Origin of the sequence: Streptomyces sennicomposti, from assembly GCF_019890635.1 — a bacterium.
GTDB classification, from domain to species: domain Bacteria; phylum Actinomycetota; class Actinomycetes; order Streptomycetales; family Streptomycetaceae; genus Streptomyces; species Streptomyces sennicomposti.
On sequence record NZ_JAIOAB010000015.1, the window covers coordinates 97,929 to 124,330 of the forward strand.

General features: G+C 72.7%; 24 protein-coding genes. 11 read left to right on the plus strand and 13 right to left on the minus strand.

The annotated features are described in order from the left end of the window. Positions 1–41 precede the first annotated feature (41 nt). Complete coding sequence (locus K7787_RS11815; RefSeq protein ID WP_223001368.1) at positions 42–1,286, plus strand: apolipoprotein A1/A4/E family protein; 1,245 nt, start codon at positions 42–44, stop codon at positions 1,284–1,286. Between the two features lie 185 nt (positions 1,287–1,471). On the opposite strand, the gene K7787_RS11820 is transcribed toward K7787_RS11815, so the two are convergent. After that, the gene (locus K7787_RS11820; protein ID WP_223001369.1) at positions 1,472–3,028 is read right to left on the minus strand and encodes an alpha/beta hydrolase; all 1,557 of its coding nucleotides are present in this window, start codon (positions 3,026–3,028) and stop codon (positions 1,472–1,474) included. Positions 3,029–3,218: 190 nt separating this feature from the next. Between K7787_RS11820 and recO the strand changes: the two genes are divergently transcribed. After that, on the plus strand, positions 3,219–3,965 hold the full coding sequence (recO, locus tag K7787_RS11825) for a DNA repair protein RecO (protein WP_019982280.1): 747 nt from the start codon (positions 3,219–3,221) through the stop codon (positions 3,963–3,965). Positions 3,966–3,990: 25 nt separating this feature from the next. Beyond that, positions 3,991–4,830: an isoprenyl transferase gene (locus tag K7787_RS11830; RefSeq protein ID WP_009188506.1), complete on the plus strand. Its 840-nt coding sequence runs from the start codon at positions 3,991–3,993 to the stop codon at positions 4,828–4,830. 188 nt (positions 4,831–5,018) lie between these two features. Here K7787_RS11830 and K7787_RS11835 read toward each other — a convergent pair whose 3' ends face one another. The 4 genes from K7787_RS11835 to K7787_RS11850 form a co-directional block, all read right to left on the minus strand. After that, positions 5,019–5,429 carry a Fur family transcriptional regulator gene (locus tag K7787_RS11835; RefSeq protein WP_009188505.1) on the minus strand — a complete coding sequence of 137 codons (411 nt, stop codon included), beginning with the start codon at positions 5,427–5,429 and terminating at the stop codon, positions 5,019–5,021. A 62-nt stretch (positions 5,430–5,491) separates the two neighbouring features. Beyond that, positions 5,492–6,394 (minus strand): metal ABC transporter permease, encoded by a 903-nt coding sequence (locus K7787_RS11840; protein ID WP_019982278.1) that lies wholly within the window; start codon positions 6,392–6,394, stop codon positions 5,492–5,494. Then, entirely contained in the window at positions 6,394–7,155 is a 762-nt protein-coding gene (locus K7787_RS11845) for a metal ABC transporter ATP-binding protein (protein WP_223001370.1), read from the minus strand. The genes K7787_RS11840 and K7787_RS11845 overlap by 1 nt, the downstream gene beginning before the upstream one ends. Positions 7,156–7,190: 35 nt before the next feature. Beyond that, positions 7,191–8,150, minus strand: a complete 960-nt coding sequence (locus K7787_RS11850; protein WP_223001371.1) for a metal ABC transporter substrate-binding protein — start codon at positions 8,148–8,150, stop codon at positions 7,191–7,193. A 239-nt stretch (positions 8,151–8,389) separates the two neighbouring features. Between K7787_RS11850 and K7787_RS11855 the strand changes: the two genes are divergently transcribed. Further along, positions 8,390–9,772: a glycine--tRNA ligase gene (locus tag K7787_RS11855; protein ID WP_019982275.1), complete on the plus strand. Its 1,383-nt coding sequence runs from the start codon at positions 8,390–8,392 to the stop codon at positions 9,770–9,772. Positions 9,773–9,949: 177 nt separating this feature from the next. Here K7787_RS11855 and K7787_RS11860 read toward each other — a convergent pair whose 3' ends face one another. After that, entirely contained in the window at positions 9,950–11,041 is a 1,092-nt protein-coding gene (locus K7787_RS11860) for a chitinase (protein ID WP_223001372.1), read from the minus strand. Positions 11,042–11,223: 182 nt separating this feature from the next. On the opposite strand from K7787_RS11860, the gene K7787_RS11865 reads away from it, so the two are divergent. Both K7787_RS11865 and K7787_RS11870 read left to right on the plus strand, forming a co-directional pair. Further along, on the plus strand, positions 11,224–12,234 hold the full coding sequence (locus K7787_RS11865; RefSeq protein WP_223001373.1) for an aldo/keto reductase: 1,011 nt from the start codon (positions 11,224–11,226) through the stop codon (positions 12,232–12,234). A 595-nt stretch (positions 12,235–12,829) separates the two neighbouring features. Continuing rightward, a complete protein-coding gene (locus K7787_RS11870; protein WP_223001374.1) occupies positions 12,830–13,417 on the plus strand; it encodes a TetR/AcrR family transcriptional regulator in 588 nt (195 codons plus the stop codon). A 74-nt stretch (positions 13,418–13,491) separates the two neighbouring features. Here the strand turns inward: K7787_RS11870 and K7787_RS11875 are convergent, their stop codons facing one another. Both K7787_RS11875 and K7787_RS11880 read right to left on the minus strand, forming a co-directional pair. Continuing rightward, entirely contained in the window at positions 13,492–14,643 is a 1,152-nt protein-coding gene (locus tag K7787_RS11875; RefSeq protein ID WP_223001375.1) for a serine hydrolase domain-containing protein, read from the minus strand. Between the two features lie 185 nt (positions 14,644–14,828). Further along, on the minus strand, positions 14,829–16,259 hold the full coding sequence (locus tag K7787_RS11880; protein ID WP_223001376.1) for an MFS transporter: 1,431 nt from the start codon (positions 16,257–16,259) through the stop codon (positions 14,829–14,831). 101 nt (positions 16,260–16,360) lie between these two features. On the opposite strand from K7787_RS11880, the gene K7787_RS11885 reads away from it, so the two are divergent. Next, entirely contained in the window at positions 16,361–17,332 is a 972-nt protein-coding gene (locus K7787_RS11885; RefSeq protein ID WP_247720790.1) for a helix-turn-helix transcriptional regulator, read from the plus strand. Positions 17,333–17,452: 120 nt separating this feature from the next. Here K7787_RS11885 and K7787_RS11890 read toward each other — a convergent pair whose 3' ends face one another. From K7787_RS11890 to K7787_RS11900, 3 genes are all read right to left on the minus strand, one after another. Next, complete coding sequence (locus K7787_RS11890; protein ID WP_223001377.1) at positions 17,453–18,178, minus strand: DUF4232 domain-containing protein; 726 nt, start codon at positions 18,176–18,178, stop codon at positions 17,453–17,455. Positions 18,179–18,366: 188 nt separating this feature from the next. Continuing rightward, entirely contained in the window at positions 18,367–18,579 is a 213-nt protein-coding gene (locus K7787_RS11895) for a DUF397 domain-containing protein (protein ID WP_223001378.1), read from the minus strand. Next, complete coding sequence (locus K7787_RS11900; protein WP_169439607.1) at positions 18,576–19,406, minus strand: helix-turn-helix domain-containing protein; 831 nt, start codon at positions 19,404–19,406, stop codon at positions 18,576–18,578. Before K7787_RS11900 ends, K7787_RS11895 begins: the two co-directional genes overlap by 4 nt. Positions 19,407–19,509: 103 nt before the next feature. On the opposite strand from K7787_RS11900, the gene K7787_RS11905 reads away from it, so the two are divergent. The 3 genes from K7787_RS11905 to K7787_RS11915 all read left to right on the plus strand — a co-directional run bounded on the left by K7787_RS11905 (position 19,510) and on the right by K7787_RS11915 (position 21,615). Then, a complete protein-coding gene (locus K7787_RS11905; protein WP_164388423.1) occupies positions 19,510–19,770 on the plus strand; it encodes a hypothetical protein in 261 nt (86 codons plus the stop codon). Positions 19,771–19,853: 83 nt separating this feature from the next. Next, complete coding sequence (locus K7787_RS11910; RefSeq protein ID WP_223001379.1) at positions 19,854–20,990, plus strand: NAD(P)-dependent oxidoreductase; 1,137 nt, start codon at positions 19,854–19,856, stop codon at positions 20,988–20,990. A 76-nt stretch (positions 20,991–21,066) separates the two neighbouring features. Further along, a complete protein-coding gene (locus K7787_RS11915; protein ID WP_223001380.1) occupies positions 21,067–21,615 on the plus strand; it encodes a hypothetical protein in 549 nt (182 codons plus the stop codon). 59 nt (positions 21,616–21,674) lie between these two features. On the opposite strand, the gene K7787_RS11920 is transcribed toward K7787_RS11915, so the two are convergent. After that, entirely contained in the window at positions 21,675–23,126 is a 1,452-nt protein-coding gene (locus tag K7787_RS11920; protein ID WP_223001381.1) for an MFS transporter, read from the minus strand. A 195-nt stretch (positions 23,127–23,321) separates the two neighbouring features. Between K7787_RS11920 and dusB the strand changes: the two genes are divergently transcribed. Further along, positions 23,322–24,467, plus strand: a complete 1,146-nt coding sequence (gene dusB, locus K7787_RS11925; protein ID WP_223001382.1) for a tRNA dihydrouridine synthase DusB — start codon at positions 23,322–23,324, stop codon at positions 24,465–24,467. 164 nt (positions 24,468–24,631) lie between these two features. Here dusB and K7787_RS11930 read toward each other — a convergent pair. Beyond that, on the minus strand, positions 24,632–26,402 hold a 1,771-nt coding region (locus K7787_RS11930), incomplete at its 5' end, for a CDP-alcohol phosphatidyltransferase (protein WP_372456637.1).

Genomic DNA, 26,402 nt, shown 5'->3' on the forward strand with positions numbered 1-26,402 from the left:
ATCCCGATTCCGACGCGTATCCCAACGGGGGGAGAAGCGAGATGAGCACGGCACAGTCACCCCAGCCCGAGCAGACGGCCGGACCGGCGGCCACAGCGGGACCGGAGGTCCTCAGGCCGCCGGGCGGATCACCGCCCACCGCCGCCGGCGGCCTGAGGCGAGCCCTCACGGCGGACGCCGACCGGTCCCGGTGGACCCGCCGGGTGACGGCCGGCGTCGTCCTCGGCGGCCTCGCCTGGGGCGTCGCCGCGCTGCTCGGCCCGGACACCGCGCCACTGCGGCAGTTCGCGACCGGGCTGCTGTGCGCCGCCGCCGCGGTGATCGTCCAGGCTGTCCTGGGCCTCGACCGCCGGGTGGAGGAGCACACCCGACGCACCGAGAACCTGCTGACCGGGACCGCCGCCGCGGTGCGCGACAGCCTCCAGCGGCTCGAACGGCACGACGAGGAACTGCGCGGCGGCCTCACCCGCCAGTCCGAGGAACTGCGCTCGGGCCTGACCCGGCAGTCCGAGGAACTGCGCGGCGCGCTGAACCGGCACACCGAGCACATCGGGCAGCTGGTGGAGAGCCGGGTCGCCGAGGTGGCGCGCCCCGCCGACCCCTACCCCGGGCCGGACCGGGTCCGCATCGACAGCGTGCCCGAGCTGGCCAAGAGCTTCGCCGAGGTGCTGGCGCCCCAGCCGCCGATCCTCTACACGTTCGTCCGCCTGGAGATGAAGCGGGTGGTCGGGCACATGAGCGACCTGACCAATCTGAGCGCCGAGTGCCCCGGCGAGAACCACGACTGGATGCTCTCCCTGACCCGCGCCGCCGAGCAGTCCGTCTGCGCCACCAGCACCTCCGTCGACCGCCAGTTCTGGAACAGCGAGCCCGCCAGCCGCTACCTCCAGGCGCAGCACGAGGCGATCGAGGAGCGCGGGGTGAGCGTGCGCCGGGTGTTCCTGCTGGAGAGCGCCCGCGAACTGGACGACCGGCTGCTGCGGCTGTGCGAGGAGCAGGAGCTGCTGCGCATCGAGGTGCGCGTCGCGGTCCTGCCCGAGCTGCCTCCGCATCTCCAGCGCGGCACCACCAACGACTTCATCGTCTACGACGAGGAGGCGTCCTTCGAGATCGACCAGGACCTGCGCGACGTCAACGTCCGCACCCGGCTCATCGCCCGCCAGGATCACGTCCAGGACCGGATGAAGCGGTTCCGGGAGCTGTGGGACGCGGGGATGGGCGTGCGCGAGCTGGAGGTGCGCGTGGACGACGAGGAGGACGGCACCTGGATGGTGGACCGCGGCTGACCCGGCCCGCGCCGGTCAGCCGGCGCCGACCCGTCCCGCACCACACGACGGCGCCGACCCGTCCCGCGCCACACAGCGGGGCTGACCAGGCCGGCGTTCCGCGGCCGGGCTGACCCTGCCCGCGTTCCGCGGCCGGGCCGACCCGGCCCGCGTCACGCGCCCCGCACCGCAGCGGAGGCCGCGTGTCAGCGGCAGTACAGGTCCGCCGCCGGGCGCGTCCCGTCCGCCAGGAAGCGGGAGACGACGCGGTCGCCGCAGGCGTTGCCGTTGGCGAGGTAGGCGTCGTGGCCGGTGGAGTTCACGGTCACCATGACCGCGCGCCCGCCGAACGCCTCCCGCAGTTTCAGCGCGCCGCTGAGCGGGGTGGCGACATCGCGCCGGTTCTGCACCATGAGGATGTTGGCGGGACCGTCGCCGGTGATGCGCACCGGCGGCTCCTTCGGCGGGAAGGGCCAGGCGGCGCACAGCATCGCGTTGCGCGGCATGCCCGCGGTCAGCGGGAACTCCTTGCGGCTCGCGGCCACGTCCTTCTCGTACGCGGCGGCGTCGTGCGGCCAGGCGACGTCGTCGCATATGGTCCCGGCGGCGACGGCGGTGACGTTCTGGAGCACGGCCTCCGGCGGGCTCGCGGGGGCGGGCGGCACGGTGCCCCGCTCCGCGGCCCGGATCAGCTTCGCCAGGGCCGGGTACTTGGCCGGGGCGTAGAGGCTGTCCAGCATGGTCTGGCGCAGCACGTTGCCGTTCAGCTCCTCGGGGTTGGCGCCGGGCCAGGGGAGGGGCGCGCGGTCGAGGCGGGCGGCGAGCCGCAGGAACAGCGGCCGTACGTCGGCGGCCCGCTCGGCCACCCGGTCCGGGTTGGCGGGGTCGGCGGCCCAGGCGGCGAAGTCGGGGAAGACGTCCTCCACGCCCTGCTCGTGGGCGGCGAGCCAGGCGCGGTTGACGCGGTCCGGATCGGGGTTGTCGTTGCTGTCCAGGACGATCCGGTCGGTGCGCTGCGGGAACAGCCGGCTGTAGACCGCGCCGACGTACGTGCCGTAGGAGACGCCCCAGGCGGAGATCTTCCGTTCGCCGAGGGCGGCGCGCAGGCGGTCGAGGTCGCGGGCCTCGTTGCCGGTGCCGAGGTGCCGGATCAGCTCGCCGCCGTTGCGCGCGCAGGCGTCGGACATGCGGCGGGCGGTGGCGAGGTCGCCGTCGATGGAGCCGTCCGGGGCGGGCCAGGGGCGCAGCCGGGAGGTGGCGAGGTCGGCGTGGTCGAGGCCGCAGTCGACGGCGGTGGAGGGGGCCAGGCCGCGCGGGGCGAAGCCGATCAGGTCGTAGGCGTCGCGCACCTCCTGCGGCAGCTTCTGTCCCTTGCCGGACGGGTCGTCGAGGCTGGAGTTGCCGGGGCCGCCCGGGATCAGGAACAGCACTCCGCGCCGGGCGGTGGTCTTCTCGCTGGGGACGCGGGAGACGGCGATGTCGATGAGCGGGCTGTGCGGGTCGGCGTAGTCCATGGGGACCTTCAGGGTGGCGCACTGCTGGCGCGGGAGGGCGGTCGCGCCCGCGCACGTCGACCAGGTCAGGGAGTCGCGACCGGGGGAGCCGGCAGATCCGGAGCCGGAGCCGGAGCCGGAGCCGGAGCCGGAGCCGGAGGCGGTGGAGGCCGTGGCGGCGGGGGCGGTGAGGCCGAGGACGACGGCGCAGACGCCGGCGAGGGCGAGGGCGGCGCCGCGGCGGACACGGCTGCGTGTGGAGTGCGTCATGTGACGAGCCTCACCGATCGGGGCCGTCCGCCACATCCGGGCAACTGCCCGGATCTTCAGGGGGTTTACCCCCGTGGGTTCCCCTAAGGGAGCCGCCGGCGCCCGCCCGCGCCCCTGCCCCGCATCTGGTCCGGCCCCCTGTCCGCGTACGCGACAATGGGCGCATGAGTCAGTTCCGCGAAGGTGCGCGATGAGCCTGTTCCGCGACGACGGCATCGTGCTGCGCACCCAGAAGCTGGGTGAGGCGGACCGCATCATCACGCTGCTCACGCGCGGGCACGGACGGGTGCGGGCGGTGGCCCGGGGCGTGCGGCGGACGAAGTCGAAGTTCGGGGCCAGGCTGGAGCCGTTCTCGCACGTGGACGTGCAGTTCTTCGCCCGGGGCAGCGAGCTGATCGGGCGCGGGCTGCCGCTGTGCACGCAGAGCGAGACCATCGCGCCCTACGGCGGCGGCATCGTCACGGACTACGCCCGCTACACCGCGGGCACCGCCATGCTGGAGACCGCCGAGCGGTTCACCGACCACGAGGGCGAGCCGGCCGTGCAGCAGTATCTGCTGCTGGTGGGCGCCCTGCGCACGCTGGCCCGGGGCGAGCACGCCCCGCATCTGGTGCTGGACGCGTTCCTGCTGCGCTCGCTCGCGGTCAACGGCTACGCGCCGAGCTTCGGCGACTGCGCCCGGTGCGGGATGCCCGGGCCCAACCGGTTCTTCTCGGTGGCCTCCGGCGGCTCGGTCTGCGTCGACTGCCGGGCGCCCGGCAGTGTCGTACCCTCACCGCAGACGCTCGCCCTGCTCGGTGCGCTGCTCACCGGGGACTGGGCGACGGCGGACGCCTGCGAGCCGCGGTTCGTGCGGGAGGGCAGCGGGCTGGTGTCCGCCTACCTCCACTGGCACCTGGAGCGCGGACTGCGCTCGCTCAGGTACGTCGAGAAGTAAGCAACGCAAGGGAGACGAGGAGCACATGGCCGTACGCGGGATCCTTGGGGGACGGCGGCGCGAGTACCGGGCGCCGGAGCCGCATCCGTCCGGGGCCCGGCCGCCGAAGCTCCCCGGCGAGCTGGTCCCCGAGCACGTGGCGATCGTCATGGACGGCAACGGCCGCTGGGCCAAGGAGCGCGGCCTGCCGCGCACCGAGGGGCACAAGGTCGGCGCGGAGCGGGTGCTGGACGTGCTCCAGGGCTCGATCGAGATCGGCGTGCGCAACATCTCCCTGTACGCGTTCTCCACGGAGAACTGGAAGCGCTCGCCCGACGAGGTGCGCTTCCTGATGAACTTCAACCGCGACTTCATCCGCAGGACCCGCGACCAGCTCGACGAGCTGGGCATCCGGGTGCGCTGGGTGGGGCGGATGCCCCGGCTGTGGAAGTCGGTCGCCAAGGAGCTGCAGGTCGCACAGGAGCAGACCAAGGGCAACGACCTGCTGACGCTGTACTTCTGCATGAACTACGGCGGCCGGGCCGAGCTGGCGGACGCGGCCAAGGCGATGGCCGAGGACGTGGCGGCGGGCCGCCTGGACCCGTCCAAGGTCAGCGAGAAGACGATCCAGAAGTACCTGTACTACCCGGACATGCCGGACGTGGACCTGTTCCTGCGCCCGAGCGGCGAGCAGCGCACCTCCAACTACCTGCTGTGGCAGAGCGCGTACGCGGAGATGGTGTTCCAGGACGTGCTGTGGCCGGACTTCGACCGCCGCGACCTGTGGCGGGCCTGCCTGGAGTTCGCCTCCCGCGACCGCCGCTTCGGCGGCGCCATCCCGAACGAGCAGCTCCTCGCGATGGAGGGCCGCCCGGAGGAGGCCTGACCCCCGAACCGAGACCCGCGCCCCGAAAGGGGCGCGGGGAACTGCGCGCCCAGCCACCGAGGACCCGCACCCCGCGTCCTACAAGCGCCCCACGGCGGTCACGGGACCACCGAGGACCCGCACCCCCCAGCCGGCGAGCACCCCCGCGGCGCTCGCCGGGCGAGGCTCACCCCCTCGCCGGGCGAGGCTCACCCCGCGGAGCAGTCCGCGCAGGTGCCGAAGATCTCCACCGTGTGGGCGACGTTCACGAAGCCGTGTTCCGCGGCGATCGCCTCCGCCCACTTCTCCACCGCCGGGCCCTCGACCTCCACGGCCTTGCCGCAGACGCGGCAGACGAGGTGGTGGTGGTGCTCGCCGGTGGAGCAGCGCCGGTAGACGGACTCGCCGTCGGAGGTGCGCAGCACGTCGACCTCGCCGGCGTCGGCGAGGGACTGGAGCGTGCGGTAGACCGTGGTCAGGCCCACCGAGTCGCCCTTGTGCTTGAGCATGTCGTGCAGCTCCTGAGCGCTGCGGAACTCGTCGACCTCGTCGAGGGCCGCGGCGACGGCGGCGCGCTGCCGGGTGGCGCGGCCCTTCACGGGCGGTCCTGCGGTGGTCACCGGTTGCCTCCTCAATCCGCTGCGCCTGCCGGGGCCATTGTGCCAGCCCGGGCGGCGGGCGGTCAGACGCCGACCCCGTCGGACGGCTCCCGGGTGGCCGGAATCGCACACTCCGCCGGGTCCCCGGCGGGCCGGGCGGCGGCCAGGGCCCGGGCGCGGCGGCGGGCGAGCGGGGTGGCCAGGGCGGTGAGGACGAGGAACGCGGCGATGGTCAGCAGCACGATCGTCGGGCCGGGCGGCACGTCCTGGTAGTAGGAGGTGACGGTGCCGCCGACGGTCGAGCCGAGTCCGAGGGCGACGGCGATCGCGAAGGTGGCGGCGAAGGAGCGGGTGAGCTGCTGGGCGGCGGCCACGGGCACGACCATCAGCGCGGAGACCAGGATCAGGCCGACGACCCGCATCGCGACGGTGACGGTGACCGCGGCGGTGACGGCGACGAGCAGGTTCAGGGCGCGCACGGGCAGTCCCGTGACCCGGGCGAACTCCTCGTCCTGGCTGACCGCGAACAGCTGGCGGCGCAGCCCGAGGGTGACCGCGACGACGAACGCGGCCAGCACGGAGATCGCCGTGACGTCCTCGGGGGCGACCGTGGACAGGGAGCCGAAGAGGTAAGAGCTGAGGTTGGCGTTGGAGCCGCCGGGCGCCAGGTTCACGAACATCACGCCGCCGGCCATGCCGCCGTAGAAGAGCATGGCGAGGGCGATGTCGCCGCGGGTGCGGCCGTACCAGCGGATCAGTTCCATCAGGACCGCGCCGAGGGCGGAGACGGCGGTGGCCATCCACACCGGCGAGGTGTTCAGCAGGAAGCCGAGGCCGACGCCGGTCATGGCGACGTGGCCGATGCCGTCCCCCATCAGGGGCTGGCGGCGCTGGACGAGGTAGATGCCGATGGCGGGGCCGGTGACGCCGACCAGGACGGCGGCGAGCAGCGCCCGCTGCATGAAGGCGTGGTCCAGGAGTTCCATCAGCTCAGCAGTCCCGTGCGGATCGGATCGGCGGCGGCGTGGGGGTGTACATGGTCGTGGCCGGGCAGGGCATGCTGGCCGACGGCCTCGGGCGGGGGGCCGTCGTGGACGACGCAGCCGTCGCGCAGGACGACCGCGCGGTCGATCAGCGGCTCCAGGGGTCCGAGTTCGTGCAGCACCAGCAGGACCGTCGTCCCGGCCGCGACCTGCTCGCGCAGGGTGCCGGCCAGCACCTCCTGGCTGGCCAGGTCCACGCCGGCCATCGGCTCGTCCATGATCAGCAGCTCGGGTTCGCAGGCCAGGGCGCGGGCGATGAGGACGCGCTGCTGCTGGCCGCCGGAGAGGGCGAAGGCGGAGTCCGAGGCGCGGTCGGCCATGCCGACCTCCTCCAGGGCCCGTCGTACGGCCTCCCGGTCGGCCTTGCGGAACAGGCCGAAGCGGGTGCGGGCGAGGCGGCCGGCGGAGACGATCTCGGTGACCGTGGCCGGGACGCCGGAGGCGGCGGTGGTGCGCTGGGGGACGTAGCCCACCCGCGCCCACTCGCGGAAACGGTGGCGCGGGGTGCCGAACAGTTCGATCTCGCCGGCGGCGAGCGGCACCTGGCCGATCAGGCTGCGTACGGCGGTCGACTTGCCGGAGCCGTTGGCGCCGAGCAGCGCGACCACCTCGCCGCGGCGGACGGTGAGGTCGATGCCGCGCAGCACCGGACGGCCGCCGAGGTCGGCGCGCACCCCGCGCAGGGATATGACGGGCTCGCCCATGGCGCCCACGTCTCCTTCCGTGCCCGCCGTGGCGCTCATCGGGCGCCCAGGGCCTGGCGCAGGGCCTTGAGGTTGGCCTGCTGGACGGCGAGGTAGTCGGCGCCGCGGGACTTCTTCGTGATGCCCTCGATCGGGTCGAGGACGTCGGTGCGCAGGCCCGCGTCGCCGGCGACCGTCTTGGCGGTCTTGTCGCTGACGAGGGTCTCGTAGAAGACGGTGGTGACGCCGTCGGCCTTGGCCATCCGCTCCAGGTCCCTGATCCGGGCGATGCTCGGCTCGGACTCGGGGTCCAGGCCGTTGATGGCCTCCTCGGTCAGGCCGTAGCGCTCGGCGAGGTAGCCGAAGGCGGCGTGCGTGGTGATGAAGACCTTGCTCTTGGTGTGCGCGAGGCCGTCCCGGAACTGCTTGTCCAGGTCGTTCAGCTGCGCGACCAGGGCGGCGGTGTTCTTGCGGTAGTCGGCCGCGTGCCGGGGGTCGCCCTTCTCGAAGGCCTTGCCGACGCCTTCGGCGATCTGCGCGTAGCGCACCGGGTCGAGCCAGACGTGCGGGTCCTTGCCGCCGCTCTCCTCGCCCTCGTGGTCGTCGTGGGCGGTGGCGTGGCCGCCGACCTCGTTGCCGTGCTCCTCCAGCGTGGTGAGGGCGGCGGCGTCGATCCGCGTCTTCGGGCCCGACTGGTCGACGGCCTTGTCGACGGCGGGCTGGAGGCCCTTGAGGTAGAGGACGGCGTCGGAGTCCTCCAGCTGCCCGGTCTGGCGGGCGCTGATCTCCAGGTCGTGGGGTTCCTGGCCGGGCTCGGTGAGGCTGGTGACGTGGACGTGGTCGCCGCCGATGCGCTCGGCGAGGAAGGCCATCGGATAGAACGACGCGACGACGTCGTACTTGTCCGTGTTGCCCGCCGCGGCGTCGGCGGAGGAACAGGCGGTCAGGCCACCGAGGCCGAGGGCGGTGGCCGCCGCGACCGCGGTCCCGGATATGAGGCGTCGTCGTACGTTCATGACACTCATTTTCAACAAAAATGGAAACCGTTGTCAACAATCCCGGTGAGAGGTCCCGGAACGGCCCCGGAAGGCCCCGTAACCGGCACCGATTTGATTGAGGGGCGACCTGCGCCGGTACTCTGAAGCATTCGCTCTGAAGCGTCTCGCTTCGCCCGCCCGTCTCCCGACCACCACCCCCCATCGAGGCGCTTCGCGCCGCACCAGTCAGTCAACGTCGTCGTAATGAAGAGAGCACCGTGGCCGCCGACAAGATCGACACCATCGTCAGCCTGAGCAAGCGCCGTGGCTTCGTATTCCCCTGCAGTGAGATCTACGGCGGTCAGCGCGCCGCCTGGGACTACGGGCCGCTGGGTGTCGAGCTCAAGGAGAACCTCAAGCGCCAGTGGTGGCGCTACATGGTGACGTCCCGCGAGGACGTGGTCGGCATCGACTCGTCCGTGATCCTGGCCCCCGAGGTCTGGGTGGCCTCCGGTCACGTCGCCACCTTCACGGACCCGCTGACCGAGTGCACCGCCTGTCACAAGCGGTTCCGCGCGGACCACCTGGAAGAGGCGTACGAGGAGAAGAAGGGGCACGCCCCGGAGAACGGCCTCGCCGACCTCAACTGCCCCAACTGCGGCAACAAGGGCCAGTTCACCGAGCCCAAGCAGTTCTCCGGTCTGCTCTCCACCCACCTCGGCCCCACCCAGGACTCCGGCTCCGTCGCCTACCTGCGCCCGGAGACCGCCCAGGGCATCTTCACCAACTTCGCCCAGGTGCAGACCACTTCGCGCCGCAAGCCGCCGTTCGGCATCGCCCAGATGGGCAAGTCCTTCCGCAACGAGATCACGCCGGGCAACTTCATCTTCCGCACCCGCGAGTTCGAGCAGATGGAGATGGAGTTCTTCGTCAAGCCGGGCGAGGACGAGCAGTGGCAGGAATACTGGATGGAGCAGCGCTGGAACTGGTACACCGGTCTCGGCCTGCGTGAAGAGAACATGCGCTGGTACGAGCACCCCAAGGAGAAGCTCTCCCACTACTCCAAGCGCACCGCCGACATCGAGTACCGCTTCCAGTTCGGCGGCAGCGAGTGGGGCGAGCTCGAGGGTGTCGCCAACCGCACCGACTACGACCTCGGCGCCCACGCCAAGGCCTCCGGCCAGGACCTCTCCTACTTCGACCAGGAGGCCGGCGAGCGCTGGACGCCGTACGTCATCGAGCCCGCGGCCGGTGTCGGCCGGGCGATGCTCGCCTTCCTGCTCGACGCCTACGTCGAGGACGAGGCGCCCAACGCCAAGGGCAAGATGGAGAAGCGCACGGTGCTGCGCCTCGACCACCGCCTGGCCCCGGTGAAGGTCGCGGTGCTGCCGCTGTCCCGCAACCCGGAGCTGTCCCCGAAGGCCAAGGGCCTGGCCCAGGCGCTGCGGCAGAACTGGAACATCGAGTTCGACGACGCCGGCGCCATCGGCCGCCGCTACCGCCGCCAGGACGAGATCGGCACGCCGTTCTGCGTGACGGTCGACTTCGACACCCTCGAGGACAACGCGGTCACCGTCCGCGAGCGCGACTCGATGAAGCAGGAGCGGGTGTCCCTCGACCAGATCGAGGGCTACCTGGCGCAGCGTCTGGTGGGCTGCTGACCCACGGCTGTTCAGCGGGTCCGGGGCGCGTCCCGGACCCGCCGGCCCGGTGCCTGTGCCCGCGCCCCGTACGACTCGGTCGTACGGGGCGCGGGCGTTTCGCTGCCGGGGATCGGGCCGGCCCGGCCCGGTGGCGCGGCGCGGCCCGGAGGGCGGGCGGCTGTCGGCCGGTGGCGGTCAGCGGCCCTGGAGGGACCTCACGTTGTCGCCGAAGGTCCAGTTCTTCGAGCCGTCCCAGTTCACCGACCAGGTCATCAGGCCCTTGAGGGAGCCGCCGAAGTGGCTCCAGGCCTGGGAGACCAGCGAGGGCGACATGTAGCCGCCGCCCGCGCCGGACTGGGCCGGCAGGCCCGGGACCTGCTTGTCGTAGGGCACCTTGATCGTGGTGCCCTGGATCACCAGGCCCTTGTTCAGGCACTCCGTCTGGGCGGTGAAGCCCTGCACGGTGCCCGCGGAGTACGAGTCGCCGGAGCAGCCGTACATGCTGCCGTTGTAGTACTGCATGTTGAGCCACCACAGGCGGCCGTTGTCGGCGTACTTCTTGATGATCGGCAGGTAGGCGCCCCAGATCGAGCCGTAGACGATGCTGCCGCCGGTCACGTAGGCGGTCTCCGGTGCCATCGTCAGGCCGAAGTTGGACGGCATCTGGGCGAGGACGCCGTCGATGATGCGGATCAGGTTGGCCTGGGACGTGGACAGTTGGCCGATGCTGCCGCTGCCGGTCAGACCGGTCTCGATGTCGATGTCGATGCCGTCGAAGTTGTACTTCTTCAGGATCGGCACGATCGTCGCGACGAACCGGTCCGCCACCGTCTGCGAACTCAGGTCGATGCCGGCCGTCGCGCCGCCGATGGAGAGCAGGATCGTCTGCCCGGCCGCCTTGGCCGCGCACATCTCGGCGGGCGTGGGCACCTTCACCCCGCTGTCCATGCCGTCCTCCCACAGGGCCGTCCCGTCGGAGCGGATGACGGGGAAGGCCGCGTTGAGCACGTTGTAACCGTGCGCGGCGATACGGGAGTCGGTGATCGGGGTCCAGCCGAACGGCGGGTGGACGCCGTTGGCGGCGCCGTCCCAGTTCTCCCAGTAGCCCTGGAGGACCTTGCCGGCGGGCCGGGACTTCACGGCGCAGGTGTCGGCGGCGGGGGAAGCGGCGGGGGCGGGGGAGTGCGCGGGGGCGGCCGAGGCGGCGGGTGCGAGGGAGAGGGCGAGCGGGGCGAGACACGCGCTCGCCAGGGCGGCGGCGAGCAGACGGAGTCTGCGGCGGATCATGCGGGGCCTCCCGGTGGGGTGCGGTGAGGGGCAAGTCATGTCGCAGACATGACAGTGCTCTGGTCCAGACCTTTCGTCAAGAGGTCTGGACCAAAGTGCCCGGCGCGCCCTGACGGGCGTCGAATGACAAGTATCGAATGACAGATATTGAAATTTGTCAGCTGTCATGCCAGGCTGGACGCATGACGATGAACACCCGCACCCTCGGAACCACCGGCCCCCAGGTCTCCGCCCTCGGCCTCGGCTGCATGGGCATGTCCGGGATGTACGGCGACGCCGACCGCGCCGAGTCGATCGCCACCGTTCACGCCGCCCTGGACGCCGGCGTGACCCTCCTGGACACCGGCGACTTCTACGGCATGGGCCACAACGAACTGCTCATCGGCGAGGCGCTGCGCTCCGCCCCCGCCGCGCACCGCGACAACGCGCTGCTCAGCGTGAAGTTCGGCGCGCTGCGCGACCCCGACGGCGGCTGGGGCGGCTTCGACGGCCGGCCCGCCGCCGTGAAGAACTTCGCCGCCTACTCCCTCCAGCGCCTGGGCGTCGACCACCTCGACGTCTACCGCCTGGCCCGGCTCGACCCGGACGTGCCGATCGAGGAGACCGTCGGCGCCGTCGCCGAACTGGTCGAGAAGGGCTGGGTCCGGCACATCGGACTGAGCGAGGTCGGCGCCGAGACCATCCGCCGGGCCGCCGCCACCGCCCCGATCGCCGACCTCCAGATCGAGTACGCGCTGATCTCGCGCGGCCCCGAGAAGGAGATCCTGCCGACCCTGCGCGAACTGGGCATCGCCGTCACGGCGTACGGCGTGCTCTCGCGCGGTCTGCTGTCCGGCAGCGTCAGCGCCGACCAGCGGTTCGCCGCGACCGACTTCCGCGCCCACTCGCCCCGCTTCCAGGGCGACAACCTGCGGCACAACCTCGGCCTGGTCGACTCGCTGCGGCGGATCGCCGAGGAGAAGGGCGCCACCGTCGCGCAGATCGCCATCGCCTGGGTGCTCTCCCGCGGCGAGGACATCGTCCCGCTCGTCGGCGCGCGCACCCGCGAGCGGCTGAACGAGGCGCTGGGCGCCCTGGACGTGACCCTCACCGAGGCCGACCTCACCGCGATCGAGGCCGCCGTCCCCGCCGACGCGGTCGCGGGCGAGCGGTACGCGCCCGCGCAGATGGCGATGCTCGACAGCGAGCGCTGAGCACCGTGCCCGGGCCACGCCTGGCTCGGGCGGCCACGACCACCGCGCAGTGCCGTGGCGTCCGCCTGGCTCGGGTGGCGACGGGCACCGTGCAGTGCCGTGGCGTCCGCCCGGCTCGGGTGGCGACGGGCGCTGTGCCGGGCTGCGGCGGTCACGGCTCCGGTCCGCACCGGTCCCGGCTCCAGCGGTACGGGCGCGCCTTCCGGCGGCGGCACCGGGCACGGCTCTGGCGGTACGGGTCACTGCTCCGGTCCGCACCGGACCCGGCCCACGAGGGGCCGGACCCGGACTCCGCCGCCACCGGACTGGCCCCCGCCAGCACCGGGCACGGCTCTGGCGGTACGGGTCATTGCTCCGGTCCGTACCGGACCCGGCCCCCGGCGGACCGGCCCCGGACTCCGCCGCCACCGGACCCGGACTCCGCCGCCACCGGACCCGGCCCCCGCCAGCACCGGGCACGGACCCTCACGGCACCGGGCGCGGACCCCCACGGCGCCGGACGCGGCTTCCGCCGTCACCGGTCACCGCTCCGGCGCCGCCGTCACCGGTCACCGCTCCGGCGCCGCCGGACATCCCTCCAGGTACGGTCTATGACATGTCACCCACCACCGAGACCCTGACCGCCGAGCGCATCCTCGCGGCGACCGAGGAGGTGCTGCGCCGCCACGGCCCGGCCAAGGCCACCGTGGTGGACGTGGCCCGCGCGCTCGGCGTCAGCCACGGCAGCGTCTACCGCCACTTCCGCACCAAGGCGGCGCTGCGCGAGGCGGTGACCAAGCGGTGGCTGGACCGCACCTCGGACGCCCTGGCCGGTGTCGCCGCCGCCGACCGGGCCCCCGAGGAGCGGCTGCGGGACTGGTTCCAGACCCTGTTCGCCGCCAAGCGGCACAAGGCGGGCGACGACCCGGAGCTGTTCGCCACGTACTCGGTCCTCGCCGAGGAGAACGGCGAGGCGGTGAGCGCGCACGTCGACGAGCTGACCGGCCAGCTGACCGGGATCGTCGAGGCGGGCGTCGCCACGGGCGCGTTCACGACGGGCGATCCGGCCGCCACGGCCCGGGCCCTCTTCCACGCCACCGGCCGCTTCCACGACCCCTGTTACGCACGGGAGTGGACGCGGCCGGGAGTGGAGGACGAGTTCGACGCGGTCCTGGACCTGCTGCTGCGGGGACTGCGGGCGTAGCCGGCCCCGCCCCCCGCCTCCATACGTCCCCCGCCTCCCTACGCCCCCGCGCCCCCCTACGCCCCCGCGCTTCCTTACGCCGTCGCCCGCCAGAAGGCGCGCATCAGCGGGGGCGGCGTCGGGCTCGTCATCGACACCTGGGTCAGCAGGACGGTCACCTTGCCGTCGGCGGGGCGCGCGGCGGGGACGAGGTGGGCCGTGGTGCCGGTGCCGCCGACCCAGCCGTAGCGGCCGGGGACGTTCCACGGCTCGACGGGGGCGATGTCCACCGCGCCGCCGTAGCCCCAGCCCTGGCCCTCCAGGAAGAGGGCGGCGCGCTCGCGCTGGCCCCGGGTGAGGTGGTCCGTGGTCATCCGGCGCACCGACTCGGGGGCGAGCAGACGCCGGCCGTCCGCCGTGCCGCCGCCGAGCAGCATCCGGGCGAAGGCCAGCAGGTCGTCCGCCGTGGCGACCAGGCCGCCGCCGCCCGAGGGGAACGCGGGCGTACGCGTCCAGTCGCCGTCCGGCCCGTCCACCAGCTCCAGGCCGCCGCTCCCGTCCGGCCGGTAGAGGCTGGTGAACCGGTCCCGCTTGTCCGCCGGGACCTCGAACGCCGTGTCCCGCATGCCCAGCGGCGCGAAGATCCGCTCCGCCAGGAACTCGGGGAGCGCACGCCCCGAGGCACGGGCGGCCAGGACGCCCTGGAGGGCGGAGGAGGTGCCGTACAGCCAGGCCTCGCCCGGCTGGTGCAGCAGCGGGACCCGGGAGAGCCGGTCCAGCCAGACGTCCGGCTCCGGCCAGTCCTGCAGGGGCCGGCCGTGGTCCTGCACCTCGGTCAGGGCCCGGACGGCCGGGAGGGAGAAGTCGGCGGCCAGGCCCCAGCCGGTGCGCGAGCTGAGCAGGTCCTCCACCGTGATCGGGCGGGCGAGCGGCACCACGTCGTCCACCGGGCCCGCCGGATCCCGTACGACGACCGGCTCCGCCAGTTCCGGCAGCCATTTCGCCACCGGGTCGGCGAGGGCGAGCACCCCGTCCTCCACCAGCGTCAGCACGGCCGCCGCCATGACCGGCTTGGTGAGGGAGGCGATCCGGAAGAGCGTGTCCCGGGCCATCGGGGCGCTCCCGGCGGTGTCCACCGAGCCCACGGCGACCACCTCCACGTCGTCGCCGCGGGCCACCAGGCCCACCGCTCCCGGCACCGTCCCGTCGTCCACGTGCCGCCGCAGCATGTCGTGCAGAGCGCTCATCGTCCGGGCCCGCCTCTTCCTCTGGTCGCCGTCCGCCGGCCGCCGGCATGCGCCGGTCGCCGTCACGTACGTACGACTCCTGCCACCGCGGAAAGTCATCGCGCCGGGCGGGCGTCGCGCCGGGCGGGCGTCGCGCCGGGCGGGCGTCGCGCCGGGCGGGCGTCGCGCCCGGCGGGCTCGCGGGGTCAGCCGATCGTGCGGGGCAGGCGGAGGCTGAGCAGGCCCGTGAGGACGACCCCGGCCAGCTGGACCAGGAGCGTGATCACCAGGGCGTCGCCCATGCCCGTGGCGGGGACCAGGGACAGGAACAGGGTGCCGAGGGTGGCGACGCCCAGCGCCAGCGCCGACTGCTGGGTGGTCACCATGACCCCGCTGCCCACCCCGGCCCGCGCGGCCGGCACCTCGGACAGGACGATCCGGAAGATGATCGGCAGCTGGAGCGCCTGTCCCGCACCGGCCACGGCCGCGCCGGGCAGCAGCGCCAGGAGGCCGACGTGCGGCCAGGACGCGTGGACCGTGAGCGCCATCAGGCCCACGCCCACGAGCTGCACCACCGCTCCCGCCGCCACCACCCGGGTGCCGAACCGGGCGACCAGGCGCGGCCCGGCGAGCGAGACGAGGAAGAAGACGACGGCCATCGGCGCGAGCGCCAGCCCCGCGGAGACCGGGCCGAGACCCGCGCCCTGCTGGAGCGCCACCGCGATGACGAACATGAAGCCGCTGAAGCCGATCGAGAACGGCACGATCAGGGTGAGGCCGCGGCGCAGCGACACCAGGCGGAACAGGCTCGGCGGCACGAGCGGCGTCCGGCCGAGCCGGTCCGCGCGCCGCTCCACGGCGTAGAAGGCGGCCGTCACCAGCGGGAACGCGGCCAGGGACAGCCAGGTCCACAGCGGCCAGCCGGCCGCGCGGCCCTCGGTCAGCGGGGCGAGCAGGGTGAGCAGGGACAGCGCCAGCAGCACGGTGCCGGGGCCGTCGACCGGCTCCGGGCGCTCCGAGCGGGTCTCGGGGACGGCGCGGACCGCGAGCAGCAGACCGGCGACGACGACGGGCACGTTCACCAGGAACACCGAGCGCCAGCCGGTGCCCCACAGGTCGGCGGCGACCAGGACGCCGCCGAGGATCTGCCCGGCCACCATGGACAGGCCCGCCGTCGCGCCGTACAGGCCCATGGCCTTGGCCCGGCGCGGGCCGGCGGTGGTGGCCTGGATGGTGGCGAGCACCTGCGGCAGCATCGCGGCGGCCGACGCGCCCTGCGCCACCCGGGCCGCGACCAGCGTCCACGCGTCGGGCGCGAGTCCGCAGGCCAGCGAGGTCAGGCCGAAGGCCGCCATGCCGCCCAGGAAGAGCCGGCGGCGGCCGAACAGGTCGCCGAGCCGCCCGCCGAGGACGAGCAGCACGGCGTAGGCCACGCCGTAGCCGGCGACGACGAGTTCGAGGACGGCCTCGCCCGTGTGCAGGTCGCGGCCGATGCTGGGCAGGGCGACGTTGACGATGAAGAAGTCGATGAGGGGCAGTGCCGCGCCCAGCAGCACCGTGAACAGTCCGAGCCCGCCCAGGGTGGCGGTGGCCGCCGGGCGCCGGACGGTGCGGGAGGAGAGGGTTTGCGTGGTCACGGGTACGAGCCTGCGCCCGCGGCGAGACGGGTACCAGAGTGTTCTTATCCTGGTAGCGGAAGTACCTGGAAACAGGGTGCGGCGGGCGGCAAGCTGGAACCATGAGCACCATGGCCCAGGAGACGCCCACCCGCGACGCACAGCCCCCCGGCGGCCGGTCCGCGCAGGACGCCCAGGCAACGCGCGACGCCCAGGCCGCGCCCAGCGGTCAGGCCGCGACGTCGGCGATCCGGCGGCACGAACTCGCCGCCTTCCTCCGCCACCGCCGCGAGCACATCGCGCCCGAACGGGTCGGGCTGCCCCGCGGCCCGAGGCGCCGTACGCCCGGCCTGCGCCGCGAGGAGGTCGCCCACCTCTCCGCGGTCGGCGTCACCTGGTACACCTGGCTGGAACAGGGCCGGGACATCCAGGTGTCCGTGCAGGTGCTGGACGCCCTCGCCCGCACCCTGCTGCTCGACCCGGGCGAGCGCGCCTTCCTCTTCCAGCTGGCCGGCGCGACCGACCCGTCGCCGACGACGGTGTGCCCGTCGGTCACCCCGGCGCTGCGCGCGGTGCTGGAGCAACTGGAGCCGTTCCCGGCCTGCCTCCAGAACAGCCGGTACGACATCCTCGCCCACAACCGCACCTACGGCCTGCTCTTCTGCGACCTGGACGAGGTGCCGCCCGAGGACCGCAACTGCATGATCCTGTCGTACACGAACGAGGAGTGGCGCTCCTCGATCGTGCACCTGGAGGACGCCCTGCGGCACATGGCGGCCCGCTTCCGGGCGGCGATGGCCGGTCACCTCGGCGAGCCGGCCTGGAAGACGCTGCTGAAGCGGCTGCGCGACAGCTCCCCGGACTTCCGCGAGGCCTGGGACCGGCACGAGGTGGTCGGCCCGGCGATCAAGCGCAAGGAGTTCCGCAACGCCTTCGTCGGCCGCGTCACCGTCGACCACACCGACCTGTGGCTCAGCCCGGAGGTCGGCCCCCGCATGGTGACGTACGTCCCGGCGGACGAGGAGTCCCGGGAGCGGCTGGAGAAACTGCACGCGATCGCGCTGGAGCGGCGGCCGTCCCCGCCGCGGCCCTGACCGGCGGGTACGGCCCGGGGCCGGTGCGGGGGTCCGGTACGGCCCGGGGGTCCGGGACGGCCCGGAGGCCCGGAAGCCCGGGGGGACGGTGCGGAGGTCCGGTACGGCCCCGGGGTACGGTCAGCCGCCCTGGCCGGCGCTGCCGACGGGGCCGATCTTCACCGGGGAGCCGCCGCCTTCGGTGACGGGCAGCGAGCCGCCGCCCGGCCAGGCGAGGGAGACCGTCTTCGTCTCGTTCGGCGGGGTCACCAGCAGGCCGGTGACGCGGACGCCGGAGCCGCCCGTGTCGTTGATCGGGTAGGAGATGCCGAAGTACGTCGCCTGCCCGGCCTTGAGGACGCTCGGGCCGGTGCTCTTGCCGACGCGCTGAGCGGACACCGACCCCGCGTTGGTCTTCAGGTCGACGCCCGCATATCCGGAGATCGTGCAGGACCGGCCGCTGCGGTTGGTCAGCTGCACGGTGACGGTGCCGTCGGGTTCGCCGCTGATGGTGGTGTCCTTCGCCGTGATCGTCAGATCGTCGGTGCGGCAGGTGCCGGCCTTGCCGCTCTGTCCCGACCCGGAACCGGACCCTGACCCGGCGGAGCCCTTGCCAGAGGCAGCGCTCCCGCTGGTGCTGCCGCTGCTGCCCCCGCTGCTCCCGCCGGTGCCGCCCGAGTCGGTCCCGGCGGAGTCCGTCGCGCCGCCCTGCCCTGAGTCGGCCGAGCCCGAACCGCCGGAGGAGGACGCGGCCGCCGAGGACGACGGGCTGTTCTGTCCCGCGCTGTCGTCGTCGCCCTGGCACGCCGTGAGCGAGAGGCTCGCGGCGACGGCCAGGACGGCGAGGGTGACCTTGTGAACGCGCATCGTTTCTTCCTCAGCATCGGTTGCGGGAGACTCGTCCGCCCGGCACCGGTCGGTGCGAGCGAGTGCTTCTGAGCGCTAGGAGCCGCCCGGCCGGGTGCGCCGTTCCACCCGACCGATGCCTACTACATCCCTGTTACACGGTCACAGGCACAGCCGGGGACCGTGACGAACCGCGCGTCCGGCGAGGATCAGACAGCCCCGAACTCCCCGCCCTTGACCCCCGCGACGAACACCGAGAACGAGCCCGCGGGGAAGCTGAGGACCGGGCCGGTGGTGTTCTTGGAGTCGCGGACGGGGATCACGCCGTGGGTGGCGGTGAGGTTGGTGGCGACCTCGACGCAGGCACCGCCGTTGTCGCTGTAGGAGGACGTGAACCAGCGGGGAGAGTCGGTCGTCGTCACGGGATGCCCTTTCGAAGCTCTTTGATCATGTCCACCGATGCCGCCTGGTGGAGTGCTTCCGCCTGTAGCTGATGGTAGGCCGTCAGCAACGGCAGTACGGAAGTGGTTTCGCGATCAAGATGCCCCTGCGTCTGGGACTCGGCGTAGCACATCATGGACCGGTCGGTCATGGTCAGCAAATAGACGGGCAGGTTGAAGGAGCGGCGTTCGCCCATCTCGAACGGTGCCACCTGCAACACCGTGTTGGGACGTTCGGCGAACTCGAGCAGCCGGTCGAGCTGGGCGCGCATGACTTCGGAACCTCCGACGTGGCGGTGGAGGCAGCTCTCGTCCATCACCACGAAGATCATTGGCGGTTGACGCCGTTCCAGCGCCTTCTGGCGTTGGGCGACGACCGCGACGCGCTCGGCGGCGTAATCGGCCGTGATCGCCCCTCGCCCCACCGCGCTGTCGGCCAGGACCCGTGCGTACTCAGGGGTCTGCAGCAGGCCCGGAATGATGCCGATCTCGTACAGCCGGATCTCGACCGCGCGGCCCTCGTGTCCCACGTACTCCGGGAAGCCCTCCAGCAGGACCCCGTGCTTCATCTCGCGGTACTTGCGCTCGAAGAGGTCGCCCGTGCCCAGTGCGCGGTCGGCACTGCGCGAGAAGCGCAAGGTTGCCATTTTCCGACCAGTTTCGACCGCCGAGACATGGGTGCTGGAGTACCCCATCTCCGCACCCAGATCCTCCTGCTTCCAGCCCCTGTTCTCCCGGCACGTGCGCAGCTGCGCACCGTAGCCCGCCTGGGGGCTGCTCTCGGGTCGAAGTTCCTTGCGATTGACCAATGCGACACCAACTCTCCTGCCAGCACTGACACGTTGAAGGGCTTTTGACTCTACGCCACGCTGATTCCGCTTGGTAGTGAATTCACTACAGAGAGGTACAGCCATGCCCGGCGAGTACAGCCCTGTTGACGGACGAGAACTCCGCCCCCTTCCGGCCCTCGGCACGCTCCTCGTGGACGCCGGCCGGGACGACGCCATCGGGGAGTTCCGCGGTGTCACCGGTCAGCACTGGACGCTGCGGCCGGTGTGCGGCGGAACCGAGTGGCAGGCGGAGCCGGACCGCGTACGCCTCGCGAACGACGCGGAGCGCCTGCGCGCCGGGACCGCCCGCGCCAACGCCCGCAGCCGGGGCGAGTTCCTGTGATCCGGACCGAAGACAAGGCCGAAGACCAGGCCGAAGACCAGGCCGAAATCCAGGCCGAAGAGAAGACCGAGGAGAGGTGTCCGATGGAGACCCGAGACCGTGCGCGGCTGGACGCGTACTTCGCCCGTATCTCATGGGAGTTCGCTCCCTCCCTGGTGCCGTCGTCGCTGCTGGTGACGCAACTGCGGCCCGAGAGTCCCGCGTTCGTGCGTGCCGTCGGCACGGTCTCGCGCCTGCGCGGTGTGCTTCCCGGTCCGGGGCCCGTGGACGGGGCGGCGCAACGCGAGGTGGGGCGGCTGTTCGCCGTGGACGAGCTGTCGCGCGAGCGGCTCGCCGATCCCGGCACCGCGCTGACGTATCTGGAGACCAGGGCGGCCGGCGAGCCGGTGGTGCTGCTGGACGCGGGCGGCTGCTTCGCGCCCTCGCTCGACGCGCTGTGCGAACGGTTCAGCGGGAGTGTGCTCGGTGTGGTCGAGGCCGGCGAGAGCGGCCACCGGCGGTACGCGGAGCGCGAGAAGCTGCCGTGCCCGGTGGTCTCCGTCGCGCGGTCCCCTCTGTGCGAGCCGGAGAACTTCCTGATCGGCCAGTCCGTCGTGTCCTCGGCGGAGGTCCTGCTGCGCGGGCGGGGGGAGACTCCGCAGGGCCGCCGCGCGCTGGTGCTCGGCCTCGGGACGGCGGGCAGCGCGATCGCCCGGCTGCTGCACGCCAAGGGAATGCACGTCACGGTGTACGAGACCGACCCCGAGCGGCGCGCAGAGGCGTCGGCGCGGGGGTTCGACGTCGTCCGGGACCGGGAGGCCGTACTGAGGTCGGCGGGGCTCGTCGTGTGCGCCACGGGCGCGCTCTCGCTGCGCGGCGAGGACTTCGCCGCGCTGCCGGACGGGGCGTTCGTCGCCACGGTGACCGGCCCGGCGGAGGAGCCGGCGAACGAGCCGGAGCCGCCCCGGCTGCCGGACGGCTACAGCAGGTACACCGCGACACGGCACGTCACGCGCTACGAGGCGGACGGGCACTACTTCTACGCGCACAACGCGGCCGCGGCCGTCGAGGTCCCGCGCGGCGCGGACGCCGACCCGCACCTCTCCCTGGTGCAGGCCGAGACCATGGCGGGCATGCACGCCCTGGCGGACGGCGGCCTCCCCGCAGCCCTCCACGAACCGCCCACGACGGCCCGCAGCAAGATCACCGCCCTGTGGCTCCACTACTTCACGGAGCGGTGACGGTCCAGTCGCATCGGACCGCTCGTCGCCGGCGCTCCGCACCGCGGTGTCAGTGGTGCCGGTTAGGTTGGCCGGCATGACAAGTTGGATCGACTGCGGCGTCATCACGTGGATCGACGGCTGGTCCGGGGACGACGAAACCGTCCTGGTCTACTTCAGGGGGACCAGCCTGGCCGCCATGACCGCCGGTCTGTCCGCACGGCACCGCCCGCCCTTCGCCCATGGCGACGACGCGGCGCCCGGCGACTGGGGCGTGATCGTCCACCACATGTTCAACCCCTCCCAGGGCGACTTCGACCAGATCGACTACCGTGAGCTGTGCCCGCCGGGCGCCGAGTTGATGGTGTTCGTTCCCAACCCGTGCCTCGCCAAGGCCCACCGGCCCAAGGCGTACCACTACCGGGACGGCCGGACATCGTCCTGCATCGACTACGAGGCTCCCGACTACGCCGGGGAGTACTGGCCCAACGAGATGGCCCCCGTCATCACGGCGGCCGGACTGGACCACCGTGACGGAAGCCATGAGGAGCAACTGACCCAGTTGATCTGTGATCACCTGGGCCTGCCCGCGCTGGACCCCGGCGCCCTCACGGTGGACCGCGACCTGGTGGCCTCCTACTTCTAGGAGACCTTTACGAGACGTTTCCCGAAGTCACGGGGTGCCGAGGCCGCCCGACCGGCGGCTCAGGCGTTCGCGCTCACGCCCGCTGCCTCGCGGACCTCGTGTTCCTGGAGGCGGTCGGCGGTGTGTTCCGCGGTGCGGCGGGCCCAGCGGCCCGAGGTGATCGCGCCGAGGACCAGGACCGCCGCGCCGCAGACGACCAGGACCCACCAGCCGGGGCGGGCGGCCGAGACGAACGTGTCCTGGTAGCCGGACGAGCCGATGCCGGAGGCGAGCAGCGCGCCGACGACGGCCACGCCGAGGGTCTGGCCGAGCTGCCGGCTGGTCGAGGCGACGGCCGCGGCGACGCCCGCCTGGGCGCGCGGCATCCCGGAGACGGCCGTGTTGGTGATGGGGGCGTTGACGAAGCCGAAGCCGATGCCGAACAGGACGTAGCCGATGACGAGCGTCAGGTTCGAGGTCTCGGCCTCGAAGGCGGCGAACAGCACCGCGCTGACCGTCATCGCCGCCCCGGCCACCAGCAGCGGCAGCCGCGGCCCCCGGCTGCCGACCAGCCGTCCGGACAGCGGCGCGCACAGGAACGTGGGCAGCGCCATCGGCAGCATCCACAGGCCCGCGTGCAGGGCGTCCAGGCCGCGGACGTTCTGGAGATAGAGCGTGGACAGGAAGAGGAAGCCGCCGAGCGCGGCGAACGCGCTGACCGCGATGACGGTGGCCCCGCTGAACGGCGCGGAGCGGAAGAAGCGCAGGTCGATCAGGGGTTCGGTACGGCGCGGCTCGTAGGCGAGCAGGCCGAGGAGTGCGGCGAGGGCGACGACGGCGAACGGGACGACCCGGGCGAGGCTCGCCTCCGGGGCCTCGATGATCGCGTACGTCAGCGCCCCGAACAGGGCGATGACCAGCACCTGGCCGACCGGATCGGGGCGGCGGGCCTTCGGCGCGCGGGACTCGGGCACGAAGCGCAGGGTGAGCAGCAGGGCGGCCAAGCCCACCGGCAGGTTGACCCAGAAGATGGAGCGCCAGCCGACCGACTCCACCAGCAGTCCGCCGACCAGCGGTCCCGCGGCCATGGATATGCCGACCACCGCGCCCCACACGCCGATCGCACGGGCGCGCTCGCGCGGGTCGGTGAAGGTGTTGGTGATGATCGACATGGCGACCGGGTTGAGCATCGAGCCGCCCACCGCCTGCACCATGCGGAAGACGATCAGCAGTTCGAGGTTGGGCGCGAGGGAGCACAGGAGCGAGCCGACGCTGAAGACGATCAGGCCCGTCATGAAGATCCGTTTGCGGCCGATCCGGTCGGCCGTGGACCCGGCCAGCATCAGCAGCGAGGCGAGCACCAGGGTGTAGGCGTCGATGGTCCACTGGAGTCCGGACGTGCTCGCGTGCAGCTCGCGCTGCATCGAGGGGAGGGCGACGTTCAGGACGGTGTTGTCGATGCTCACGATCAGCAGGCTCATGCAGCAGATCGCGAGCACCAGCAGCCGTCGGCGGTGGCTCAGCTCGGGCATGTGTTCCATGCTACGCGTCTTCGATAGTGCGGTTAACTAATTACCGGTACAAGATTCCTCACGGGACGGGCGGGGCGCCTCCGGCCGGGCGTGACGAGGGACGGGGGAGGGGCGCGGGAGGGACGCGGCGAGGGACGGGGGAGGAGCGCGGGAGGGACGCGGCGAGGCGCCCCGGCGGTACGCGACAATGGGGGAATGCCCACCACGTCCGAGTCCCCGCTGCGCATCGGTCCGCACCTCGTCCAGCCGCCGGTCGTCCTGGCCCCCATGGCCGGGATCACCAACGCACCCTTCCGCACCCTGTGCCGGGAGTTCAGCGGCGGCAAGGGCCTGTTCGTCAGCGAGATGATCACCACCCGGGCCCTGGTCGAGCGCAACGAGAAGACGATGCAGCTGATCAGGTTCGACGCGACCGAGCAGCCGCGCTCGATCCAGCTGTACGGCGTCGATCCGGCCACCGTCGGCAAGGCCGTCCGCATGATCGCGGAGGAGGACCTCGCCGACCACATCGACCTGAACTTCGGCTGCCCGGTGCCCAAGGTGACCCGCAAGGGCGGCGGCTCGGCCCTGCCCTACAAGCGCAACCTGCTGCGCGCCATCGTGCGCGAGGCGGTCAGCGGGGCGGGTGACCTGCCGGTCACGATGAAGATGCGCAAGGGCATCGACGACGACCACCTCACCTACCTCGACGCCGGCCGCATCGCCGTCGAGGAGGGCGTCAGCGCCATCGCGCTGCACGGCCGCACCACCGCCCAGCACTACGGCGGCACCGCCGACTGGGACGCCATCGCCCGCCTCAAGGAGCACGTGCCCGAGATCCCCGTGCTCGGCAACGGCGACATCTGGTCGGCCGGGGACGCCCTCAGGATGGTGCGCGAGACCGGCTGCGACGGCGTGGTCGTCGGCCGCGGCTGCCTCGGGCGGCCGTGGCTCTTCGCCGACCTGGTCGCCGCCTTCGAGGGCCGTACGGACGATTTCGTGCGGCCCACGCTGCGCGAGGTCGCCGACGTGATGGTGCGGCACGCCACGCTGCTCGGCGAGTGGATCGGCGACGAGTCGCGCGGCGTCATCGACTTCCGCAAGCACGTCGCCTGGTACCTCAAGGGCTTCGCGGTCGGCTCCGAGATGCGCAAGCGGCTCGCGATCACCGCGTCGCTGGACGAGCTGCGCGCGGGCCTGGACGCGCTGGACCTCGACCAGCCGTGGCCGGCCGGCGCGGACGGGCCGCGCGGCCGTACGTCCGGCAACAACCGGGTGGTGCTGCCGGACGGCTGGCTGAAGGACCCGTACGACTGCGCGGGCGTGACGGAGGACGCGGAGCTGGACACCTCCGGCGGCTGAGCGGGCCGCCCCGCCCGCGGTTGAGGGGGCCGGCCCGCGCACGGCTGAGGGGGCTGCCCCGCCCCCGGCTGAGCGGGCCGCCCCGCGCACGGTTGAGCGGGCTGCCCCACCCGCGGTTGAGGGGGCTGCCACCCGCGGCTGAGCGGGCCGGCCCGCCCGCGGGCTCATCCCTTCGACGGGTGCGGGGTGGAGCCGTACGCCGTCAGGAAGCGGTCGCGGAAGGCGCTCATCTTCCACACGGGGGCGTCGTGCGCGGGCCGCAGCCCCTCCGTCCACCCCCAGCTCGCGATCTTGTCGAGGACCTTCGGGTCCTTGGCGACGATCGAGACCGGCACGTCCCGGCTGGCGTGGTCGCCGCTGACCCGCGCGATGGGCTGGTGGTCGCCGAGGACGACCAGCACGGTGTCGTCGGTGCCGTAGCGCTGGAGCCACTGGGTCAGCGCGGTCACCGAGTACTGGACCGACTTGCCGTACTCCTCGCGGGAGCGGGTGGGGTTCGTGATGACGTCCTGCGGGCGGGTGCCCTGCGCCTCGATGCCCTTGAAGACCGAGCCGTCGCCGAGCTGGTCCCAGCCGACCATCTTCGGGATCGGCGCCCAGGGCTGGTGGCTGGAGGTCAGGATGACGAACGACGTCAGCGGCTTGTCGTGCTTCTTGCCGTGCGCCAGGCGCTGGAACGCCTCCAGGGCGTACTGGTCGGGCATGGTGGACCAGCTGAACTTCGGTCCCCGATAGCCCATCTGGAAGGCGTTGTAGACCTTGTCGAGGCCGTACCACTTGGCCTCCGGCCAGCCCTTCTGCACGCCCGGCATGATGCCGACCGTGTCCCAGGCGCCGGTCTTGCGGAACGCCTCGGTGAGGGTGAGGTGGTCGCCGGAGGTCACCGTGCGGTAGCGGTTCTGGTTGTCGACCCACAGGCCCGACATGAAGGTGGAGTGCCCGAGCCAGCTGCCGCCGCCGTACGTCGCCGAGGTCAGCCAGCCGCTCTTCGCGCGGAAACCCGCCTTCGCCAGGGCCGCGGTGCTCGCGTCGAGGGTCCGGTCCACGCCGGGGGCCATGATCGGGTCCTCGACGGCGCTGCGGCCGTAGCTCTCGATGAAGGTGAAGATCATGTCCTTGCCGCGCAGGTCGGGCACGAGCTGGCTGCCCGGCGTCGCGCCGAACGCGTCCGCCTTCGCCGTCTTCGCGAACGCGCGTTCGTCGCGGATCGTGGAGCGCAGTGCCTGCTCGTGGTACTTGAGCATGGTGACGGTGTGCTCGGAGGCCACCGGGATGCCGTGGAACTGGACGTTCAGCGACGAGCAGGTCATCCACAGGGCGCTGAGCACGAGCAGGGCGCGGGTCGCGCGGGAGCGGTCGCGGCCGAGGAAGTTCCCGACGCGGACCGTCGCGAGGGCGATCAGGGCGAGCAGCGCCAGCACGAGCAGGACGACGCCGATCGCGGCCAGCAGGGCGACGGCGCCGCCGAGGGTGTCGGCGAGGTAGGACCGCGCGTCGTCCAGGAGCTGCCAGTCCAGGATGACGTCGAAGCTGCGGCCGAGGTACTGGTTGAACTCGATGTCCGTCAGGTTCAGCACGGTCAGTACGCCGAGGGCGGCGCCGCCGAGCGCGGCGACGACGATCCTCGGCCGCCGCGGCAGCGCGATCAGCACGGCGGCCCCGAGCAGTGCCTCCACGGGGATCCGCAGGAACGCGGCGACGTGGAACTGCTCGCGCTTGTTCGGCAACAGCAGCGCGAGGACGACGAGGGCGAGCGCGACGAGGGTCACCCCGAGGGAGACCCCGCGCGCGGCCCGGGGATGCCCGTCCTCCCACCGCCGCTTGATCCTCCGGAGGGCACGGAGGGGGGTGCGGGTGCGGTGGGGTGCGGGGGCGTGCGGAGGGTCGGGGGTGAGGGGGGTGGGGGTGAGCGGGGCGGGGGAGGCGTCGGGGTCG

What these genes read in the sequence shown, in the direction of transcription:
- K7787_RS11910 (WP_223001379.1), top strand. Translation starts at nt 19,854, where the DNA reads ATGGAGACCCGAGACCGTGCGCGGCTGGACGCGTACTTCGCCCGTATC.
- K7787_RS11860 (WP_223001372.1), bottom strand. Translation starts at nt 11,041, where the DNA reads ATGATCCGCCGCAGACTCCGTCTGCTCGCCGCCGCCCTGGCGAGCGCG.
- dusB (WP_223001382.1), top strand. Translation starts at nt 23,322, where the DNA reads ATGCCCACCACGTCCGAGTCCCCGCTGCGCATCGGTCCGCACCTCGTC.
- K7787_RS11845 (WP_223001370.1), bottom strand. Translation starts at nt 7,155, where the DNA reads ATGGGCGAGCCCGTCATATCCCTGCGCGGGGTGCGCGCCGACCTCGGC.
- K7787_RS11830 (WP_009188506.1), top strand. Translation starts at nt 3,991, where the DNA reads ATGGCCGTACGCGGGATCCTTGGGGGACGGCGGCGCGAGTACCGGGCG.
- K7787_RS11885 (WP_247720790.1), top strand. Translation starts at nt 16,361, where the DNA reads ATGAGCACCATGGCCCAGGAGACGCCCACCCGCGACGCACAGCCCCCC.
- K7787_RS11820 (WP_223001369.1), bottom strand. Translation starts at nt 3,028, where the DNA reads ATGACGCACTCCACACGCAGCCGTGTCCGCCGCGGCGCCGCCCTCGCC.
- K7787_RS11815 (WP_223001368.1), top strand. Translation starts at nt 42, where the DNA reads ATGAGCACGGCACAGTCACCCCAGCCCGAGCAGACGGCCGGACCGGCG.
- K7787_RS11875 (WP_223001375.1), bottom strand. Translation starts at nt 14,643, where the DNA reads ATGAGCGCTCTGCACGACATGCTGCGGCGGCACGTGGACGACGGGACG.
- K7787_RS11905 (WP_164388423.1), top strand. Translation starts at nt 19,510, where the DNA reads ATGCCCGGCGAGTACAGCCCTGTTGACGGACGAGAACTCCGCCCCCTT.
- K7787_RS11920 (WP_223001381.1), bottom strand. Translation starts at nt 23,126, where the DNA reads ATGCCCGAGCTGAGCCACCGCCGACGGCTGCTGGTGCTCGCGATCTGC.
- K7787_RS11840 (WP_019982278.1), bottom strand. Translation starts at nt 6,394, where the DNA reads ATGGAACTCCTGGACCACGCCTTCATGCAGCGGGCGCTGCTCGCCGCC.
- K7787_RS11870 (WP_223001374.1), top strand. Translation starts at nt 12,830, where the DNA reads ATGTCACCCACCACCGAGACCCTGACCGCCGAGCGCATCCTCGCGGCG.
- K7787_RS11850 (WP_223001371.1), bottom strand. Translation starts at nt 8,150, where the DNA reads ATGAACGTACGACGACGCCTCATATCCGGGACCGCGGTCGCGGCGGCC.
- K7787_RS11915 (WP_223001380.1), top strand. Translation starts at nt 21,067, where the DNA reads ATGACAAGTTGGATCGACTGCGGCGTCATCACGTGGATCGACGGCTGG.
- recO (WP_019982280.1), top strand. Translation starts at nt 3,219, where the DNA reads ATGAGCCTGTTCCGCGACGACGGCATCGTGCTGCGCACCCAGAAGCTG.
- K7787_RS11890 (WP_223001377.1), bottom strand. Translation starts at nt 18,178, where the DNA reads ATGCGCGTTCACAAGGTCACCCTCGCCGTCCTGGCCGTCGCCGCGAGC.
- K7787_RS11865 (WP_223001373.1), top strand. Translation starts at nt 11,224, where the DNA reads ATGACGATGAACACCCGCACCCTCGGAACCACCGGCCCCCAGGTCTCC.